This window comes from Legionella resiliens (assembly GCF_021344005.1).
GTDB lineage: Bacteria > Pseudomonadota > Gammaproteobacteria > Legionellales > Legionellaceae > Legionella > Legionella resiliens.
Window position 1 is genome coordinate 1 of sequence record NZ_JAJTND010000001.1, and the last position, 20479, is coordinate 20479.

A 20479-nucleotide genomic window follows, 5' to 3' on the forward strand; every position below is an offset into this window, starting at 1 on the left:
GGAATAATTATGGAATTTAAACTACTCCGTGCATTTACGAGATAACAAACCCGGATACCTTAAAGATTTACCTTTAACCCTAAAATATGTACTTGAATGTACAGAAATTTATGATGAATTACGCCCATTTTTCCAATTTCTGCAAATGAGAGTTTATCTACCATGAAAACTGCTATGATATTAGCCGCCGGACGCGGTGATCGCTTAAAACCGCTTACTGAAGTCACACCAAAAGCTTTGTGCATGGTTAAAGAAAAGCCTTTGATAGAGCATCATGTAATGAGAGTTTATCTACCATGAAAACTGCTATGATATTAGCCGCCGGACGCGGTGATCGCTTAAAACCGCTTACTGAAGTCACACCAAAAGCTTTGTGCATGGTTAAAGAAAAGCCTTTGATAGAGCATCATGTAATGAATTTGGCAAAAACAGGTTTTGAACGAGTCGTGATCAATCATGCTTACCTTGGAGGAAAAATTCGTCAACATTTAGGAAATGGAACACGTTGGGGAATTGAAATTTGTTACTCACCCGAGCCTCCTGGAGGACTAGAGACAGGTGGTGGTATCGTAAACGCACTTCCACTACTAGGGACTAAACCTTTTATTACCATCAATGCAGATATCTATACAGATTTTGATTTTTCGCAAATACCCCTGGAATATATTAATTCGATCCATGTGATTTTGGTAAATAAAAATCCTGCGCTTAATCATCATGGCGACTTCGGGTTAATTAATCAAACTCAATTAAGCAACACGAATCCAGAATATACTCTTGCAGGAATCTGTTGCTACCATCCTCAGATATTTGCACCATGTATGCAAGGGCGCTATTCCGTCGCGCCTTTAATTCGACAATATGCAGCACAAAATAAAGTAACTGCCAGTGTTTATGATGGCCTCTGGTTTGATATAGGAACTCTAGAAAGACTCCACGCAGTGAATAAGATTTAAATTTAGCAGTGAATACGGTGCAGCCAAAGCCTTTAATGCTCAAGGCCAATTTTTTTGCTCTCGCTGCACCAGCCGGTCGTGCAAAAGTGCTGATTAAGAAGCCGGCCCAACATTTTGAGCTTGTTCGGGTTCTGGCATTTCTTTTTCCAGTTTAGCTTCCTCGTTAATTAGCGTATCTACAGCTTTCTGAGCAGCAGCTTTCTTGGTTTCTTCCAATCGATGTTCGCCTGGGTATTCACGTTGTCGAGATACGAGTTCGGATTCAACGCCGCTCCGCTTCAAATATTCCTTAAATTCTTTTGCGGAATCTGCCATTATCGCCTCTACTTCGTCTCCAGTCAGTTGTCTTTCTACGCCCTTCTCGTTCTTAAAGAAAAAACCATCTCTAGTGATTACTTGATGATTATTAGCTAACCATGCGTTAAACAAGCGGTCTAAAGAATCAACTGTTTCCTCTTCCAATGGAGGAGCCCCTTTCTCTGTTGAACCATATCCACGAACAAAATGACCCTCTTTGCTGATCCCATAATCGAATCGGATACTTGGAAAATTCTTTTCAGATATCGTAGCACCGGCTTTTTCTGCAATTTTAGTCTGCATTTGATCGAAAGAAGATTTAGGCGGTATGCCAGACCAAACTTGTGATTCTTGCGAAAATTTATATTCCACAAATTGAGTAAATTCTTCTACTGCTTTCAGTACTTGTTGCGCAAGTGCTTTTGACTCTGGACTTTTATTCAAGAGGGTTGAGTTTTCAACTATTTGATGAACTTGTTGCCTTAAATATCGTGCCAACTCCGGTGACCTCTCCGCAGATTGCATTGCTTTTAAAAGATCATCTCGAGGTGGCAACGCTTTCTTCTTATATTTTTCGGGGGATGCTACTTGAGGTTCATCGTATACTACAGGTGCAGGTGCAGACATAAATTAATCTCTCTCACGAATTCGGCTTAATGTATTGACTTTATTATAGCAAACTGGCGTTGCATACGGAAAAACAGCTTTTTAGCTCACCCGTTAAAAATGTGTAAAATACAAGAAAAAACGAACAATTTGTATTTTTTGGCTATCGCCCTGAAGACACTGCTAACTTTCAGGGCTAAAAAACGGCGTCACCATGGGAATGCTTCTAGGAAGAAGCATCTCCAGGCATAAATGGTGATTTAATCTCATCAATCACTGACTGAAACGATTGCTTTTTCATTGACTCAAAGGTGAACTCATCAACTAAAATAGCATCCCAACGTGCGGCTTCGGTTGCAAGTAAGGCATCCATTTCCTTTTGAGTTAATTCCTTTTTTTCAACCTTTTCTTTTAATTTTTCCCTTAATTTACCAAATTTAACCCGTCTTAAATCACCGGTCTTTTTAATAAGATCATCTGTTTGAATGATTTGCTGTAACGCATGCTCCACTCTATCTATTGGTTGTTTGGGGTCACCACTTAGGTAAACGATGTCCTTCAACCGATCACGATATTGATTATTCGTGGTCATCAAACGTGCTAATTTTTGCTCGAGTTTATCGGCGGGATAGCGCATAGTCTGCCCCAAAGGAAATGCCAATATACGAGCGAGTCCCCCCAAAAATCGGGAGGGGAAATTATAACACAATGCGATCATCGCTCTTTGTGCGTGATAGAAACAATAGGACACTGCCCAGCGAGCATGTACCAGATCATCAGGATTTTCATTATTCAATTGCACATTGCGCAAAACCGCCATTGCCATGTAAAGATAAGACATCCCATCAGCAAGACGCGCTGATAAGCGTTCTTTGCGTTTTAAATCTCCTCCCAGCACAATCAAAGATAAATCTGCAAGCCATGCATAAGCGTGGCTCAGACGTGCTAGTCGTTTATATTCACCTTTCATTTTTTGCTTGGGTGCACAAATAAATATCCCCCCAGTCCATCCGGAACAAATTGCTTTGGCAAAATTTTGCATAAAATAATGAATATGTTTCCAGATAACCTCTCTAAATGCTGTTTTATCCTGATTGGAAATAGCATAAAACTCATCGCGTATGTAGGGGTGACATGCCATAGATCCTTGCCCAAAAATTAACAAGTTTCGTGACATTATATTTGCCCCTTCCACAGTGATGGAAATAGGAACACCGTTATAAAAATTAGTTAAATAATTCCGCGGCCCCACTACAACAGCCCGGCCAGCATGCACATCCATAGATGAATTAACCACTAATCGTGCCAGTTCGGTATTAAAGTATTTAGCAATTGCAGAAGCTACTGAAGGTTTTTTATGCTCATTTACAGCAGCAACCGTCAATAATCGATTTGAATTAATCAAATAATTTAATCCCGCGATCTCTGCAAGTTTTTCTTCAATTCCTTCAAATTGCCCAATTTCTACATTAAATTGACAGCGCGCACGTGCAAAAGCACCGGTTGCGAGATAGCAAGAAGAGGAAGAACCAGCACCCAGTGCAGGTAAAGAAATCGAACGCCCAATGGACAAGCATTCAACCAACATTTGCCATCCACTACCTATTCGTTTCTGACCGCCAATCACTGTTGTTATAGGCACAAAAATATCTTTCCCACGAATAGTTCCATTCATAAATGGTTGATCAGAGGGTAAATGGCGGTTGCCTATCTCCAGATTTTTGGTATCACGTGGAATCAGCACACAAGTAATCCCTTCTTCTCCTTCACCCTGCAACAAGTCATCGGGATCTTTCACATTGACTGCAAGACCAATTAACGTTGCTACTGGTGCTAACGTAATCCAACGTTTGTCTAAAGTAATGTTTAATCCGAGTACCATTTTACCATCAACTTTCCTCTTCATGACGACCGCAGTTGATTGAATGGAGGTTGCATCACTGCCTGCACCAGGTTCAGTTAAGGCAAAGCAGGGGATATCAATACCTTTTGCAAGGCGGGGTAAGTAATGATTTTTTTGTTCCTCTGTACCATAATAATTAATTAATTCGCCGGGACCCAATGAATTAGGTACCATAACAGTTACTGCAGCAACACCTGAACGACTGGATATTTTCATTACCACATCAGAGTGCGCACGCGCAGAAAATCCCTTACCGCCATATTCTTTTGGGATCACCAAACCAAAAAAACCGTTATCCTTCATATACTTCCAAACATGCTCGGGCAAATCACGTGTTTGGCTAATTTCCCACTCATCAATCATGCTGCATAAGGTGTGCGTTTCATTATTAAGAAATAATTGTTCTTCTCCAGTAAGCTCCGTATTGACGTTCGCTAATCTATCCCAATCTGGTTTTCCCGTAAAAATATCTTGTTCTAACCAGGTATCGCCGGCGTTAAGCGCTTCTTCCTCGGTTTTTGATAACTTAGGAATCGATTTTCCGGCTTTCTTATAAAGGTAATCCGCAATCACTGCTCGTAGGGGTTCAAGGTACACGACAAGTAAGGCCATAATAATCACAAGCCAAAGTAAGAAGCCAATAACCCAAGGCAAACCAATAGCAAATGTGGCTACAATTAAATAAAAGACACTACCCAGTTCCCAAACTAACGGGTTCATTGCTCTATAAAGAACAATTAGGGTAAATATCAAGTATGCTAAAAAGAACAGAATGGCCATAATATCAATACCTTCCTTGCTTTGTATAATAAAGCTGTAGTATATACTCTTTATTTTGCGAGTAGCAATTGAGCACGAACCAACGCTTAGTCTGGAATTTCGAATTTGCCCCAAAAGCAAGCTTACCCTTGGCTCATTTTGTGGATAAAAAAGACGAACAATTAAAATGGGAAATTCGTTATTTTTGGCCGGATGATGAAGCAATTATTTTAAACACTATTGATAATGCATTACTCGAGTTAGCTAATTATAAACAGAAAATTCGAGAAGATTATTATTATTTACTGCCTGGACAAAACTACAACATCAAGAAACGCCGAGATCAGTTACTTTATAAGCCATTACTTAAACAAATAAATCATGCTGTTGGTTATGGCCGTAAAATAACTCTTGAACGAACTCAAGACCAAGTTCTCCCCCCAGAGCTACAGAAAATGATCCAGCAAGTTGAAGATGAAGGCATCGAAATTTTTGTTAAAAAGGAAGCACTTATCTATAAATTTCCAACAGAACCAAAAGTGAAAATCGAGCTTGCCCGCCTTGAAGTACTTCAAAAAATTTATTTTAGCGTATGTATTGAAGGAAAATCACTCCAGCTCGTAGAGACGATTTCCAAGCACTTGCTGGATGAACCTGTTTCCTGCGAATATGTAGCTTTCCTGAAAAATTTAATGCAATTATGATAAATACCCTGTTCGCGATTATTCTAAGCTTTGGAAAAATTGGTCTTATTTCCCTAGGGGGAGGTAATTCCATGTTAAAACTATTGGAATATGAAGCTGTTGAGTATCGACAGTGGATTGGACAGGAAGAGTTCATTGCCATGGTTGGTTCAACTTTTATTTTTCCAGGATTAACCGGAGTCAAATTATCTGCCCTTATAGGATATAAAGCTGCTGGAATCACCGGTTTGATTCTTGCTGTGCTTAGCCTTAATTTACCAGGGTTATTAATGGCCTTAGCAGGCTATCATTGGCTGACCAGTCATAATGGACCCGGAATGCGGAAAATAATGGTTGGAGTTCAATATGGTGCATTGGCATTACTGGCTGCAGCCAGTTACTCAGTTGCTCAAGGTGTCGTTGGTATGTATTTTTCTATTCCAATTGCACTGTGTTGTTTTGTATTTTTTCTCGCTTTAACCTTTTGGAATTTATCACCCTTTTATGGTTTTATAGGTTTTATAGCAGTGTGTTTTTTTCTGGTTCGTTAAGGTCTAAAATAGTAACATGGCCTATTAAATCCAGGGGCTTTCCATTTCGCCAGCTTGAGTCAAAATGGCTTGATTTTCGAACACCGAGCGACGCAGCATACAGGGAGTATTAAGCAAGGAGAACAGAAAATCAAGCCATTTTGGCCAAGATAGTAAGAATGTAAGACCCTAATATTATAAAAAATAAACGGAGTTGCTCCCTTGGAAACAGTGTTGGATAATCCAGAATATTATATCAATCGAGAATTTTCTATTATTGCATTTAATCAGAGAGTTCTTATGTTGGCTAATGATGAGCGTGTGCCTTTACTGGAGAGAATGCGTTTTCTTAGCATCTGCAGCAGTAACCTTGATGAGTTTTTTGAAATACGCGTTGCCGGACTTAAAGAAAAAATTGCCCTCTCCTCAGGAAAATTAACGATTGATGGTTTACGTCCTGATGAAGCATTTAGTCAGATTAGCCAAAAAACACATAAACTCATAGATCAGCTTTACTCCATATTTAATAAACAGCTTCTCCCGGCATTGAGTAAGGAAAATATTCACTTTCTTGATACCGAAAAATGGACTGACGACATTCACTTGTGGGCAAAACATTATTTTAAACATGAGATTCAACCCGTAATTAGCCCAATCGCTCTTGATTTGGCGCATCCCTTACCGCAACTGATTAATAAAAGTTTAAACTTTATTATTTCTTTAAGTGGTAAAGATGCTTTTGATCGTAATATTAATTATGCGGTAGTACATGCTCCAAGATCGATTCCCAGGGTTATTCATTTGCCTTCAGAATTATGCGGCGATGCCCATTATTTTGTTCATCTCTCCTCCATTATTATTACCCATGTGAATAGTTTATTCCCAGGGATGGAGATTAGCGGCTGCTATTCTTTTCGTCTTACTCGAAATAGTGATCTGTTTTTGCGAGAAGAAGAAATTGATGATTTGGCCAAAGCCGTACAACGCGAGATTTTTTCCCGTCATTATGGCCATGTGGTTCGACTTGAAATTGAAAAAAACTGCCCAGAAAAAATTGTGGATTTCCTATTGCAAAAATACCATTTACGTCATGAAGATACTTATTATTGTGATGGACCAGTTAACATCCAACGTCATTTAACTGCGATTAACAGCATTGAGAGACCGGATTTGAATTACCCACCTGTTACAGCACAATATCCCAGCTTTCCAAAGTCAGAACGTAATTTATTTAATGTCATTGACGAACAAGACATTCTGCTGCATCACCCGTACCAAAGCTTTGAAGTGGTTATTGATTTTGTACGGCAGGCAGCGAGCGATCCTAATGTTCTGGCGATCAGTCAAACTTTATATCGTACACGCTCCCAATCAGTAATGGTTGATGCTTTGGTGGATGCGGCGCATTCAGGCAAAGAAGTTACTGCCGTTATTGAACTACGGGCTCGTTTTGATGAAGAATCCAATCTGAAATTGGCAAATCGTTTACATGCCGCAGGAATTCTTGTGCTTTATGGTGTTGTAGGGTATAAAACTCATGCCAAAATGACCCTGGTTGTCAGACGTGCTCATGGGAAACTCAAGCGTTATGTCCATTTAAGTACGGGAAACTACCATGAATACACCGCAAAACGTTACACTGATTTAGGGTTATTAACGTGTGAGCCTACAATTACTTCCGATATCCAAATCATTTTTCAACAGTTAACTGGCCTTGGCAAAGTAGTTAAACTCAAAGCGCTAAGCCACTCACCTTTTACGTTACAAAAAACACTGCTGCAATACATCGAACAATGCACTGCAGCCGCATTAAAAAAAGGAGACACGGAAATTCTCCTTAAAGTAAATGGGTTAGCGGATAAAACCATAATTCAAGCTTTATATAAGGCATCACAAGCAGGAGTTAAAATAAATTTACTTGTGCGTGGGGTATGTTGCCTTAAACCTGGAATTCCTGGTATTTCAGAAAACATACGCGTGCTTTCCTATATCGGGCGATTCCTAGAACATCATCGGGTATTTTACTTTCGCACTCACGAAGAAGAATATTATTTTTGTTCTAGTGCTGATCTCATGGAAAGAAATTTATACCATCGTATTGAAATTATGTTTCCAATTCTTGATGAAAACTGCAAAAAACGAATCAAACAAGAAATCATTAAAAACTACCTCAAAGACAACAGTAACACGTGGGAAATGCAAAGTGATGGCAGTTATAAGCCTGTAACCCAAGGAAATAATTGTGCCCAGGAAAAACTTATTAACCTCTACCAGGATGAGGGACAAGTGATTTAATCTGTGCACAATGACCTGTTGCCTCACCCAACATGAAGGCCGGACTGGGTTCCGCGCGTAAAGCGCGGAATCCAGGGCATTTTATTTCCTTCGCCCAGAGCTACATTCTTAACGAAAACACGTTAACTGGGCCTTTTTCCCTAATTGTAAATGCGCCTCGGTGCCAAAAGGAATGGGAAAATTAATCGGACCATGTCCTATTCCTGCAATTCTTAATACTGGAATAGGACAGCTTTCAGCAAAACGTTGTAAGACTGGCTCAACCAAAGAAGAACCATTCGGTTCATCGCCCTCAAGAAAATCTCCCAGTATGATTGCAGCAGCATGGGAAAAAAGGCTTGCTTGTTTTAAATGTTCCAGCATACGATCAACACGGTATCCTCGCTCGCCAATTTCTTCAAGCAAAATAATTTTGTCTCGGCCATCGATTTGCCAAGATGTTCCTACTCCTGACTGAATTATTGCTAAGTTGCCGCCAGTCACATGGGATTTAATAAAACCATCTTCTTGTGCATGCCTGTTCATTGGGATTAATCCGGTAAATTGAATCGGCGCCTCCCCAAATAAAATAGATTTCACTGCTGCAATCGTCTCTTTAGAAAATTTATCAGGCGCAGCAGCACCATGAATTGTTGGCCAACCCCAATGCTGTTGTAAATAAAGATGAAGGCAGGTTACATCACTTATTCCAATAAATATTTTGACCGCATCTGGAGGATGAATTTCTGCCAATCTGGGGATTAAGCGCGTGGAGCCGTAGCCACCACGGACACAAATTACTGCTTTTGTTTTAGGATTCTGTAAGGCATTTTTAAGATGGGTAAAACGCATTTCATCCGTATTCGCACATAATAAATCGGGAGCAAAAATATCCTTCTGAACAATACAGTTTAATTCCCAAGACTCTAATAACTCTTTTAATCCAAGCAATTGGCTATCCGAACTGCGAGACGCAGGTGCAATGATTTCCACAGAATCTCCAATACTTAAGATAGGTAATTTGTTCATTCGTGATCTCTTCATAATTTTTGCCATTTTGGATAAAAGCTATTTTACGGTAATTTTTTTAGGAAAAAGAAAGTAAATACAGTGTTAATAGTATATTTAAATTAATAGTGTTTTACTTAATTTTCCTGGTTCTTCACAAACTAAGCGTGGCACTAAGTATCCTGGTAAAAGATGTTGTAGGTGCTGATAAATGTTTTGTACTGCAGCGAAAGGCAAATCAAAATGAGCTGCTCCCTTTACTTTATCTAATCGATGTAAATAATAAGGCAGAACGCCGTATGCAAATAAGGCCTGGCTTAAATCAGCTAGAATATGAGCATCATCATTTATTCCTGCTAATAAAACAGTTTGATTTAACAAATGGCATCCTATTTGTCGTAAATCATTAAGTGTTTGTCGCACCGAATCGTCAAGCTCTTGTGCATGATTGCAATGCAGTACAATAACTTTGTTGAATCGAGTTGTTTTTAATAATGAAAGCAAACCCTGCTCAATCCGTTCAGGAAAAACCACAGGAATTCGTGTATGAATACGCAATGTATGCAAATGAGGAATATCTTCCAATTGTTGGATTAGCTCAGAGAGAACCAAGTCGGATGCCAATAAAGGATCGCCCCCACTTAAAATCACCTCAGTAATACTGGTATCTTGTGCAAGATAATCACAAATTGCTTTAAAGCCATTGCGACCAGGATTATTCTCTTGATAAGGAAAATGTCTGCGGAAACAATACCTACAGTTCACGGCACACACACCAGTCAAGGTTAATAAAACACGGCCGTAATATTTATGAATTAGTCCTCGGATTGGATTAGTACTGCGCTCATCCAAGGGGTCTACACCGAATCCCTCTCTCATGTGTAATTCGGATTCAGAAGCTAAAACTTGAAGCAATAAAGGGTCACGAGGATTTCGTTTTTGCATGCGCTTAGCAAATCCCAGAGGAATACGACTGGGAAATTGCTTTTCGGCATATAAATTTCCCATAGAGGAGGGCAGCTCCAGAAAAGTTAATAATTCAGTTACTGAAGCAAAACCTTGTGCCAAATTTTTTTGCCAACTTAAAGAGGTATCTCGCATTAATTACACAGACTTGATAAACTGTGCGAACTTTAACTAAAACGAAGCAAAATCTCAACTGTGGAGCACTAATGGCAATTTATAGCACCAATGAATTAAAGAATGGCTTGAAAGTAATGGTTGATGACGCCCCATGTACTATTCTCGATTGTGAATTCGTAAAACCCGGAAAAGGCCAAGCTTTTACCCGCATTAAAATCCGTAACTTGAAAACAGGCCGAGTTGTAGAGCGCACGTTCAAATCGAATGAAACCTTACCTTCTGCTGATGTTGCCGATATGGAAATGCAATACCTTTATAACGATGGCGAGCTGTGGCATTTTATGGTTCCTGATAATTTCGAACAATATGCTTTAGGCAAAGAAGTACTCGCTGATGCAGCACAATGGTTAAAAGAACAAGATATTTGTATCGTAACTCTTTGGAATAATGAACCAATACAAGTTACACCCCCTAATTTCGTGGTTTTAGAAATTACGGAAACCGATCCTGGCTTGAAAGGCGATACTTCTGGCGGCGGTGGAAAACCAGCCATTTTAGAAACCGGAGCTGTAGTACGCGTTCCCTTATTCGTCCAAACTGGCGAGTTAATTAAAGTGGATACCCGTAAAGGCGAGTACGTTTCTCGTGCGAAAGAATAACGCCAAATACATTCGCCCCCTAATAGGGACTTAGCCCTTACCCTATACAGTTTATTGGATCCTCGCAGCCTAGCCACGAGGATCGCTCAATGAACCTGATGAACCCAGGCTCTTCAATTAATAAACCTGATAAGTATTATACATACCCCAATAACCCACATTACCTAAATCATTATAGCCATAATAATAAGCATCGCTATCATTATAATAATCTATGTCCCAATAGGGGCTGGTCTGATACCCAACACTATAGGTGTAAGCAGGAGTAGTATAGGCTGGAGTATAATAGGTCTTAGCATAGCCTGGAGTGTAATAGGTTTTAACAGCGGGGTAGGTCTTAGTATAGATTTTAGCAGCGGGAGTAGTGTAGTAAGTTTTCGTATAGGTTTTAGTAGCAGGCGCGTAGTAAGTCTTAGTAGTATAAACTGGAGTAGTATAAGTTGGAGTGTAATAAACCCGATCCCTGCCACATCCTGTTACTAACAACATGGTGCCTAACACCGTCACTGCAAATATTAATTTGTTCATGATATCTTCCTATTCATTGATACGTAATAGACTGAATCTTAAAAATTAGTAATAATGCCAGTGATGCCAAGAAGCATAATTTGCTGTTTTGGGTAAATTATTAATAGACGAGGCATCTGTCCTAGGAGCTGGACTCTCAAGCGCTGAAGGGAATGCTGCAAAAATGGGCAAGGCAGTTAAGAAAAAAGGGATACTTAAGACTACGGAAATAATTAGTTTTTTCATAATAGCCTCCTGGCTCTTATTACGAATCTAATCAGCGTAGATTAAGTATACAATATGTTCATATTTTAATCAAAATGATTACTTTTTTATTTATTTTGCTTAATAAAATACAGGCAACGACTTCCCGTCTCCTGAGCCTGTTTCATTATTCACTGTGGAGGTTTATGCAGAGCTTAAGGCTTCCCATCAACTTCATAGGCTTGCACACCACTCTCCAACACAACCTCCCAACCTGTAATTATTAAATGGTTCAGTCAGGAAGAGTCATTACCTATATATCTAAATAATAGACCATGGAGACCATGGAGTGTATGTTTTTTGCACAAACTTTACTTATTCCTTATTTCTAAATAGATGATTTGCAGAAGCTTGCACCGTTGGCATAATCGTCATTTCTTCGATATCCATATGCTGTGGACGAGTAATACAATATACAATGGCATCTGCTATATCCTCAGCCAATAAGGGTTGAAAATCCTGATAAAACTCTTTTGCTTTTTGTTTATCATTCCATCGTACTTCACTAAACTCAGTTTCTACTGCCCCTGGAGCGATTTCAGTAACACGAACCGGCCTTCCCAGCATATCCAGTCTCATTGATTTTGAAATAGCATGTACTGCGTGTTTCGTTGCACAATAAACATTACCGTTCGGATAGCATTCATGTCCCGCAACAGAACTGATATTCACTACATGACCGCGTCCGCGCTCTAGCATCCCGGGAATCAAAGTACGACTTACATAAAGCAAGCCCTTAATATTGGTATCAATCATGACATCCCAATGTGCTTCAATTCCCTGTTGCAAAGGCAAACTATCCAATGCCAAACCGGCATTATTAATTAAGACATCGATAGAACGCCATTGACTGGGTAAAGAGCCCAGTTGTTTCTTAACTTGGTCCTGATCACATACGTCTAAAGGCAAAACGTAATGCTCCTCTCCGTATTGTTGACCCAACTCTTTTGCCAAAGCCTCGAGCCGTTCGACACGGCGAGCACTGAGTATCAATCGAGCTCCATGCTTGGCACACAAGCGAGCACAAGCCTGACCAATTCCGCTGGAAGCCCCTGTAATTAAAATAATTGTATTGGTTAAATCGCTCATCTTTTAGTCCCTCTCACCTACGTTACGCGACTTGTTCGCGGAATACATGATCGATCTGGTTTAATAATCAGACATTGCAGCTTTATTCTCCATGGCCTTGATCCCGCGAACAAGTCGCAGGACTTAGACTATGGATGAATTGTCAACATACCCTACTTAAATTTAGAAAAAATACAATGAATTATTAAAAATATTATCTTCAAATGATGTACAAAGCACTTCTGCACGTCAGTAGTGGAGGTAAAGTGTAGGATAAGTTATTTTTTGTGATATCGTTAGTTTTGTTGTAACAACTGCAACACTTCATCATCTGTCGTTTGTGAAAAATCATTGTACCACAATCCTACAGCATAAAAGCTTACTGGGCGCATTGGGCAAATGAGCTCGTCAACTAATGGAGCGATTTCGTCACAGGTCGAGCGTGCAGCAACTGGAATTGCGACAATAAGTTTTGCTGGTTTTTTTTGTTTCAATGCTGCAATTGCCGCACGCATGGTATAGCCAGTTGCAATACCATCATCCACAAGAATTATGGTTTTCCCCGATAATTCCGGAGAGGGTTTCGTGCCCCGATAAACCCGTTCGCGTCGCAATAATTCTTCCTGTTCGGATTTTTGAATTTTATCAATCGCTTCTGGGGGTATATGTAATAAGTTGACTATTTCTTCATTTAAAACGGTTATCCCTCCAGAAGCAATAGCACCCATAGCCAATTCTTCATGTCCAGGGACACCTAGCTTACGAACAATAAAAATATCAAGCGGGAGCGATAGCTTGGTCGCAATTTCATAGCCTACGGGGACACCTCCTCGAGGTAATGCCAACACAATTACATCGGTGCGCTTCGCATAATTCTTTAGCGAATCCGTTAGAACACGGCCAGCTTGATACCGATCATCATAGTTCATACCATATTCCTCCAAACCGATCCTTCAAATTGAAGTCTAGCCCATCCTTCGTAATGTAACAAAGTATCTATTTTTATCGTTATTGCATTACCATAATCGTGCTTTTCCTCACCCTAGATATCTGTTTAAGTGTATTTATCTCACTATGCTATAGTTAAACAATCAGCTGTTCTCATGGAGAAAATAGCTATGAATGTGACTGAAAAGATTATCAAAACACATCTTCTTGAAGGAAAAATGGAACCAGGGAAAGAGATTGCCTTAAAAATAGACCAAACTCTTTGCCAAGATGCGACAGGTACCCTGGTCATGCTAGAATTGGAAGCAATAGGTCTGGAACAAACTCAAGCTGAAATTTCCGTTCAGTATGTAGACCACAACCTAATCCAAGAAGACAATAAAAATCCTGATGATCATCTCTTTCTTGCAAGTGCAGCAAGACGTTTTGGTTTTTATTTTAGCCGCCCTGGAAATGGGATCAGTCATGCGGTACATATGCAAAATTTTGGAAAACCGGGTAAAACATTAACCGGGTCAGACAGTCATACCTGTGCTGCGGGCTCCTTAGGAATGATTGCTATTGGTTCCGGGGGATTGGAAGTCGCAATGGCTATAGCAGGTTATCCATTATATATAAAAATGCCCAAAGTTATGGGCATTCATCTAACCGGATCGTTGCCCCAATGGGTGAGTGCAAAAGATGTTATTCTGGAAATGTTACGTCGTTACGATGTAAAAGGCGGTGTGGGTTACATTTTTGAATATTACGGAGAGGGTTTAAAACATCTAAGTGCTATGGATCGCCACGTGATTGCCAATATGGGCGCTGAGTTAGGAGCAACTACTACAGTATTTCCTTCGGATGAAATAACAAAAGAATTCTTGCAAAGTCAAGGTCGCGAAAGAGACTGGATTGAATTAAAAGCAGACAAAAAAGCAGCGTATGATGAACATGTGGAAATCAATTTATCCAAACTGATACCACTGATTGCGAAACCTACGAGCCCAGGAAATGTGGTTCCAGTTTCCGAGATAGCAGGCCAAGATGTTTATCAAACCTATATCGGCTCCTCAGCTAACCCTGGTTATCGGGATTTTGCGATTGCAGCCGAAATAGTAAAAGGGCGAACCGTTCACCCCAATGTCTCATTTGATATTAATCCAAGCTCCCGAACTATTTTAGAAGAATTAGTACGAGATGGTTATTTAGGAAGTCTGATTCACGCAGGTGCTCGCATTCATCAGGCAGGATGCAATGGATGTATTGGGATGGGGCAGGCTCCTGCAACAGAAAAAAACAGTTTACGTACGGTACCAAGAAATTTCCCCGGGCGCTCGGGCACTGATGAAGACAAGGTTTTTCTCTGTAGCCCAGAAACTGCAGCCGCATCTGCATTGACCGGATTAATTACTGATCCTACAACTTTAGATATGCCTTATCCTAAAATAAAAATACCCAAAAAAAGGATATTAAATCAGGCATGCTTTGAAGGACCCCTTCCATTATCCGAAGCAAAAAAAATAAAATTAGTGAAAGGGCCCAATATCGTAACCTTGCCTGAATTTGAACCATTGCCTCATTCATTGAAAATACCCGTATTACTTAAAGTAGAGGATAATATTTCAACGGATGAAATTTCCCCCGCTGGGGCAAAAGTTTTGCCTTATCGGAGTAATATTCCTAAAATTAGTGAATTTACTTTTACTCATATCGATGCAGACTATGCTGCGCGTGCGGAAAAAAATAAAAAAGGTCATGTGATTATAGGCGGAGAAAATTATGGACAAGGTTCTAGCCGAGAACATGCCGCTTTAGCTCCCCGCTATCTGGGTTTACGAATAGTCATTGCCAAAAGTTTTGCCCGCATTCATTGGCAAAATCTAATCAATTTTGGCATTTTGCCTTTAGTTTTTAAAAATCCTAAAGATTACGATGCAATTGAATTAGATGATGTCGTTGAAATCAAGAAATTGCCTGACATTCTGGAGAAAGAGACATTCAGAATAAAAATCAATGATAAAGATGTGGAAGTTCAACAAACCTTATCAAAACGTCAAATCGAATTGCTTCGTGAGGGTGGATTAATTAATTGGGTGAAAAAAGATCTAAAAAAGAAGAATAAAGATAAATAACCCCCCAACCAATGTAGCTTGGTTGCTTCCAACTGAAGCATCTAGACATCGCTGAAAAACCAACCCAGATCTACCCCGACGTCCCGCCCCACGACTTGTCCGCGGGAGCCAGAAGATCTGCACTAAAACACTGGACCCCGCGGACAAGCCCTGAACGATCGTCAGTTTTTTAAATTTATCATGTACCACTTAAGTTTCTCTACGTACCGCTTAAATTTCTCAACGTACTGCTTTCCTACGTACCGCGCTTTATGCCTGAGAGATGGTCACTTTTTGTGACCATCTCTCAGGGACAAGCCGCGGGGAGTAGGCAGAGATGTGATCGAGAGACAGTTGCTCTGGCTACGAAATCATTGCAGTAATCATGAATCAAAGTTTAGTTTTGGTCCTAAAGGCACGATTTGTGTTGGGTTTATTGTCTTGTGACTAAAATAATAATGTTGTTTGATATGCATAAAATTTACGGTCTCACGTACCCCAGGATGTTGATACAACCGCTCTAAGTAAGGTTGGAGTGCCTCATAATCACTTATTCGCTGTTGGTTTGTTTTGAAATGACTGTAATATACGGCATCAAAGCGAATTAACGTCGTAAACAAGCGCCAGTCGGCTTCAGTTAACTGATCCCCGAATAAATATTTTTGGTTACCTAAGCGCACATCCAGTTCATCAAGTAAAAGAAATAATTGGGCATACGCCTCTTCGTAAGCTTGCTGAGTCGTCGCGAAACCACAGCGATAAACTCCGTTATTAATGGCATTATAAATTCGCTCATTCAACGCATCAATTTCTGAGCGCAGTGGTTCTGGGTAAAAATCTTGGTTATCTCCGGTTAAATGATTAAATGCCTGATTAAACTGCCGAATAATTTCTGCTGACTCATTACTAACAATCGTCTTTTCTTTTTTGTCCCACAAAACAGGGACAGTGACCCTACCATTGTATTTATTGTCTGCTTTAATATAAAGCTCATATAAATAATTCAATCCATACAAAGAATCTCCAGTAGCTCCCATTCCTTTTTTAAACTCCCAACCATGTTCAAGCATATGAGGATGCACAATAGAAACATCTATATAATCATCTAATTTCTTGAGTTTTCTGAAGATCAAAGTACGATGTGCCCATGGACAAGCAAGGGATACATACAAATGGTAACGGCCCTTTTCAGCAGGAAAACGCGTGTTGGGCTCATTACGAATCGCTGAGTGAAATTGAGTAGGTTCTCGTTTGAATGCTCCTCCTGTTTTAGAAGTATCATACCAAACATCATACCATTGACCGTCAACTAATTGCCCCATAATTTATCCTTAGTTATATTTCGATGAACTGCTTTTTTCACAAGCAATAGATTATGCTATATATTTAAAACGACTTCAGAAAAGAATAGCACATGAATAATCGAAATAATCCTTATTTATCAGGAAACTATGCTCCAGTTCACGATGAATTAGATGTGAGTCAATTGGAAATACTAGGAGAAATCCCTAAAGATTTACGGGGAGTTTATATGCGTAATGGCCCAAATCCAGAGTTCGCACCTATTTCCTATACATATCCATACGATGGAGACGGCATGATTCATGCAGTTTATATAGCAGAGGGTAGCGCAGCATACCGGAACCGATTTGTTGAAACCAAAGGGTTACTTAAAGAACGAAAAGCAGGAAAAGCACTCTATGGTGGTGTTATGCACCCTGCCCCAATGGATCCAAGATGGGCAGGCCCTGAAGATGAGCCTGTTGCTATAAAGAATGGCGCATTTATTCATATTATTCGTCACCACGATATTTATCTGGCGCTTAGTGAATCAGCACCAGCATATTGCATGACAGCACAGTTAGCTACCCTTGGTGAATGGAAACCTTATCAAGATCAGCATGCCATAGAAGTTTGTGCCCATACTCGCTTCGATCCTCTTAATGGCGAGTTGTGGTTTGTAAATTACGCTTTAATCCCCCCCTATTTGACGTTTTACCGATTGGATAAACATGGAGAAAACATCCAAAAATGGGATATTGAAAAACCCCATTGTTCTATGATTCATGATTTTATTTTAACAAAAAATTACGTTCTTATTTTTGACTGTCCTGTGCTCTTTGATATACAACAGATGATGTCTGGGGGAGCTGTTTTGAGTTGGCGACCAGAACTCGGTGTACGCATTGGTGTTATGCCACGAGCAGGCGGACAAATAAAATGGTTTCATACCGAACCATTTTTTGTATTTCATTTTGCTAATGCTTATGAACAAAACCATGAAATTATTATTGACTACGTTAGGCATGAAAAAATAGTTCTTTTAACACAGGAAGAAAAGCGCCCATCCGTTCCTCCTAGATTAAATCGAACTGTTCTTAATCTGAAAACAGAAACGATGAAACATAGCGTACTGGATGAGCGACTCGTAGAATTCCCTCGTATTAGGGAAGATCAAAACAGCCTATCCCATCAATTTATTTATACACCAACGAAGACAAATACTCTTAAATCCCAGCAAGCCTTTAATGCGCTAATAAAATATGATGTAACAAATCAACGCTCATGGGTTTATGATTTTGGCCCCCATGCAGAAATAGGAGAAGCAGTTTTTGCACCAGCCTCATCACATAAATCAGAAGACGATGGCTATTTACTGTTATTTGTATACGATAAACGTTCAAACCAAAGTGAACTCGTTATATTAGATGCTCAAGATTTCCAGAATGATCCCATTGCCCGCATTAAGATGCCTCGTCGAATTCCCCATGGTTTACATGGTTCGTGGATGCCTGGAGTTTGGTAATTTTGGGGTACGGCAATGCCCTTTAATATAAGCTGCTTTTGATTTATTTTAATTTTTTAGATCCATGCTATGATGCATTACTTAAGCCATTTTTTAATCGATTAATGAATAGAAAAATAATTTGTATTGGTGGTATAACCGTTGATCGAAAGTTAACATCGATTCATAAATTGCAATTGGGAACCTCAAATCCCGTTTCCTCCATGTCTACGTTTGGTGGTGTTGCGCATAATGTAGCGAATAATCTTGCCCTGCTAACTGATAATGTTCATCTTTACAGCGTGGTGGGCAAGGATAATTATGGACTACAGGCAATAGCCCATTTAAAAAGCATGGATATCCAAATCCAAAATATTCTTACACTTCCTAACAAACCTACTGCTCATTATGATGTTATTCTGGATAATGAAGGTGAATTATTTCTTGCTTTAGCAGACATGGAAATTTTTGATCATGTTCCTTTCGAGCAATTCACTCGATCTTGGAGTGAATGGGGTAATAAAGAAATTGTTTTTCTGGATACTAATTTACCTCAAGAAATAATCGAATATGCGATTCAAATAGCACGTATTCAAAACATTAAGCTATGCATAGATCCTGTTTCTGTAATCAAAGCAAAAAAACTTCCTGCTTGTTTGGAACATGTTTTTTTACTGAAACCCGATCGTTTTGAGACAGAAGCGTTGACTCATACTCATATTCATTCCGTATCCGATTGCATCAAAGCAGGTCAATTGTTATTGGACAAAGGAGTTAAAAATTGCATTATCAGTTTGGGTAAATCCGGCTATGTGATTGTTAATGAAACCACTCAAAAGCATTTCCCTGCATTTCCTATCGAGACAATTGTTGATGTTAGCGGTGCAGGGGATGCTTTTATTGCTGGAATTCTCTATGAATTAAAACATGAAAGACCAATCATTGATGCATGTCAAACCGGAGCTGCAATGGCCGCTTTAACCGTGCAATCGTGTCATACGGTAAATAAACAGATAGATCATGAAGCACTAAAAAATATTCAGCCAAAATATAAAATAAGAGAAACAGATTATGAAGCAATTTTTTGATTACTCCCCGGATGTAAAATCAGCTCTTGAAAATAAAAAACCTGTGTTGGCATTGGAATCCACGATTATTTCCCATGGCATGCCTTATCCTGATAATTATGAAACAGCACAAGCAGTAGAACACATTGTTCGTGAATACGGTGTCACGCCGGCTACCATTGCCGTGATTGATGGGAAAATAAAGATTGGTTTAACAGAAAATGAATTACACCAATTTGCATGCAATAAAGAAGTTTTAAAAGCAAGCCGACGCGATTTGCCTTTCGTAGTAGCCAACAGGTATTCTGCTGGAACCACGGTAGCAGCAACCTTATTTTGTGCTGCTAAAGCAGGAATTCAATTATTCGCTACGGGTGGAATTGGCGGTGTCCATCGAGGTGATGCTCAGGATATTTCTGCTGATTTAATTGAAATCTCAAAAACGCCGATTGCGGTTATTTGTGCTGGTGCAAAAGCCATCCTTGACCTCCCCCGTACCTTAGAATTTTTAGAAACGATGAGCGTACCTGTTATTGGTTATCGCACACAGGTATTGCCTGCATTTTATACTGAAGCGACTCAGTATTCGTTATCAACCTGGGCAGAGGATATATCCACCCTTGCTAAAATAGTAACAGCTCACTGGGATATAGGCATGTCTTCAGGAATCTTAATTACCAATCCAATTCCTGCAGAATTTAATATTCCGTTTGAAGTGATTGAACCCGTCATTATGAATGCCATACAAAAAGCGGAGCAAAATAATATTTCAGGAAAAGCACTAACGCCTTTTCTCCTGGCCGAAGTAGCTCAGCTGACCCAAGGCAAAAGTTTGCTTGCCAATATCGCTTTAATTAAAAATAATGCGCGCCTGGGTGCTGAACTCGCAAGGGCCGCCCTAGATTTCTGATTGAGCAAGTAGTTTAGAAGATACTATTATGTAGCCTGGGTGAAACAAAGTGCAACCCGGGTTTCACTCCTTCAGACTT

The 20479-nt window shown here is 39.7% G+C and carries 18 protein-coding genes and 1 pseudogene; 10 read left to right on the forward strand and 9 right to left on the reverse strand.

Going from position 1 to position 20479, the window contains the following annotated elements:
* Nucleotides 1-162: 162 nt before the first annotated feature.
* A pseudogene (locus LXO92_RS00005) lies at nucleotides 163-288 on the forward strand (sugar phosphate nucleotidyltransferase); the annotation flags it as partial.
* An 8-nt stretch (nucleotides 289-296) separates the two neighbouring features.
* Nucleotides 297-956, forward strand: coding sequence for an N-acetylmuramate alpha-1-phosphate uridylyltransferase MurU (murU, locus tag LXO92_RS00010; RefSeq protein WP_182350710.1), 660 nt, complete (start codon nucleotides 297-299; stop codon nucleotides 954-956).
* Nucleotides 957-1049: 93 nt separating this feature from the next.
* Here murU and LXO92_RS00015 read toward each other — a convergent pair whose 3' ends face one another.
* Both LXO92_RS00015 and LXO92_RS00020 read right to left on the reverse strand, forming a co-directional pair.
* On the reverse strand, nucleotides 1050-1880 hold the full coding sequence (locus LXO92_RS00015; RefSeq protein ID WP_182350711.1) for a hypothetical protein: 831 nt from the start codon (nucleotides 1878-1880) through the stop codon (nucleotides 1050-1052).
* Nucleotides 1881-2085: 205 nt separating this feature from the next.
* Nucleotides 2086-4542 carry an acyl-CoA dehydrogenase gene (locus tag LXO92_RS00020; RefSeq protein ID WP_232890070.1) on the reverse strand — a complete coding sequence of 819 codons (2457 nt, stop codon included), beginning with the start codon at nucleotides 4540-4542 and terminating at the stop codon, nucleotides 2086-2088.
* Nucleotides 4543-4610: 68 nt separating this feature from the next.
* On the opposite strand from LXO92_RS00020, the gene LXO92_RS00025 reads away from it, so the two are divergent.
* From LXO92_RS00025 to ppk1, 3 genes are all read left to right on the forward strand, one after another.
* Entirely contained in the window at nucleotides 4611-5225 is a 615-nt protein-coding gene (locus tag LXO92_RS00025) for a hypothetical protein (protein ID WP_182350713.1), read from the forward strand.
* Nucleotides 5222-5755 (forward strand): chromate transporter, encoded by a 534-nt coding sequence (locus LXO92_RS00030; protein ID WP_182350714.1) that lies wholly within the window; start codon nucleotides 5222-5224, stop codon nucleotides 5753-5755. Before LXO92_RS00025 ends, LXO92_RS00030 begins: the two co-directional genes overlap by 4 nt.
* A gap of 201 nt (nucleotides 5756-5956) precedes the next feature.
* Nucleotides 5957-8029, forward strand: a complete 2073-nt coding sequence (ppk1, locus tag LXO92_RS00035) for a polyphosphate kinase 1 (protein WP_182350715.1) — start codon at nucleotides 5957-5959, stop codon at nucleotides 8027-8029.
* Nucleotides 8030-8137: 108 nt separating this feature from the next.
* Here ppk1 and LXO92_RS00040 read toward each other — a convergent pair whose 3' ends face one another.
* Together LXO92_RS00040 and epmB are read right to left on the reverse strand one after the other, a co-directional pair.
* Nucleotides 8138-9037: a S66 peptidase family protein gene (locus LXO92_RS00040; RefSeq protein WP_182350716.1), complete on the reverse strand. Its 900-nt coding sequence runs from the start codon at nucleotides 9035-9037 to the stop codon at nucleotides 8138-8140.
* Nucleotides 9038-9133: 96 nt separating this feature from the next.
* Nucleotides 9134-10117 carry an EF-P beta-lysylation protein EpmB gene (gene epmB / locus LXO92_RS00045; protein WP_232890072.1) on the reverse strand — a complete coding sequence of 328 codons (984 nt, stop codon included), beginning with the start codon at nucleotides 10115-10117 and terminating at the stop codon, nucleotides 9134-9136.
* 71 nt (nucleotides 10118-10188) lie between these two features.
* On the opposite strand from epmB, the gene efp reads away from it, so the two are divergent.
* A complete protein-coding gene (gene efp, locus LXO92_RS00050; RefSeq protein WP_182350718.1) occupies nucleotides 10189-10758 on the forward strand; it encodes an elongation factor P in 570 nt (189 codons plus the stop codon).
* Between the two features lie 117 nt (nucleotides 10759-10875).
* On the opposite strand, the gene LXO92_RS00055 is transcribed toward efp, so the two are convergent.
* The 4 genes from LXO92_RS00055 to LXO92_RS00070 all read right to left on the reverse strand — a co-directional run bounded on the left by LXO92_RS00055 (nucleotide 10876) and on the right by LXO92_RS00070 (nucleotide 13526).
* Nucleotides 10876-11286, reverse strand: a complete 411-nt coding sequence (locus LXO92_RS00055; RefSeq protein ID WP_182352906.1) for a hypothetical protein — start codon at nucleotides 11284-11286, stop codon at nucleotides 10876-10878.
* Between the two features lie 45 nt (nucleotides 11287-11331).
* Nucleotides 11332-11511: a hypothetical protein gene (locus tag LXO92_RS00060; protein WP_182350719.1), complete on the reverse strand. Its 180-nt coding sequence runs from the start codon at nucleotides 11509-11511 to the stop codon at nucleotides 11332-11334.
* Between the two features lie 333 nt (nucleotides 11512-11844).
* On the reverse strand, nucleotides 11845-12618 hold the full coding sequence (locus LXO92_RS00065; RefSeq protein ID WP_182350720.1) for an SDR family NAD(P)-dependent oxidoreductase: 774 nt from the start codon (nucleotides 12616-12618) through the stop codon (nucleotides 11845-11847).
* Nucleotides 12619-12893: 275 nt separating this feature from the next.
* Nucleotides 12894-13526 carry a phosphoribosyltransferase gene (locus LXO92_RS00070; RefSeq protein WP_182350721.1) on the reverse strand — a complete coding sequence of 211 codons (633 nt, stop codon included), beginning with the start codon at nucleotides 13524-13526 and terminating at the stop codon, nucleotides 12894-12896.
* 189 nt (nucleotides 13527-13715) lie between these two features.
* Between LXO92_RS00070 and LXO92_RS00075 the strand changes: the two genes are divergently transcribed.
* Nucleotides 13716-15659, forward strand: coding sequence for an aconitate hydratase (locus LXO92_RS00075; protein WP_182350722.1), 1944 nt, complete (start codon nucleotides 13716-13718; stop codon nucleotides 15657-15659).
* Nucleotides 15660-16021: 362 nt separating this feature from the next.
* Here LXO92_RS00075 and LXO92_RS00080 read toward each other — a convergent pair whose 3' ends face one another.
* Nucleotides 16022-16960: a glutathione S-transferase family protein gene (locus LXO92_RS00080; protein WP_232890073.1), complete on the reverse strand. Its 939-nt coding sequence runs from the start codon at nucleotides 16958-16960 to the stop codon at nucleotides 16022-16024.
* A gap of 92 nt (nucleotides 16961-17052) precedes the next feature.
* Between LXO92_RS00080 and LXO92_RS00085 the strand changes: the two genes are divergently transcribed.
* From LXO92_RS00085 to LXO92_RS00095, 3 genes are all read left to right on the forward strand, one after another.
* Complete coding sequence (locus LXO92_RS00085) at nucleotides 17053-18444, forward strand: carotenoid oxygenase family protein (RefSeq protein WP_182350724.1); 1392 nt, start codon at nucleotides 17053-17055, stop codon at nucleotides 18442-18444.
* A gap of 104 nt (nucleotides 18445-18548) precedes the next feature.
* Complete coding sequence (locus LXO92_RS00090) at nucleotides 18549-19511, forward strand: carbohydrate kinase family protein (protein WP_182350725.1); 963 nt, start codon at nucleotides 18549-18551, stop codon at nucleotides 19509-19511.
* A complete protein-coding gene (locus tag LXO92_RS00095; RefSeq protein WP_182350726.1) occupies nucleotides 19495-20400 on the forward strand; it encodes a pseudouridine-5'-phosphate glycosidase in 906 nt (301 codons plus the stop codon). Before LXO92_RS00090 ends, LXO92_RS00095 begins: the two co-directional genes overlap by 17 nt.
* Nucleotides 20401-20479: the final 79 nt, after the last annotated feature.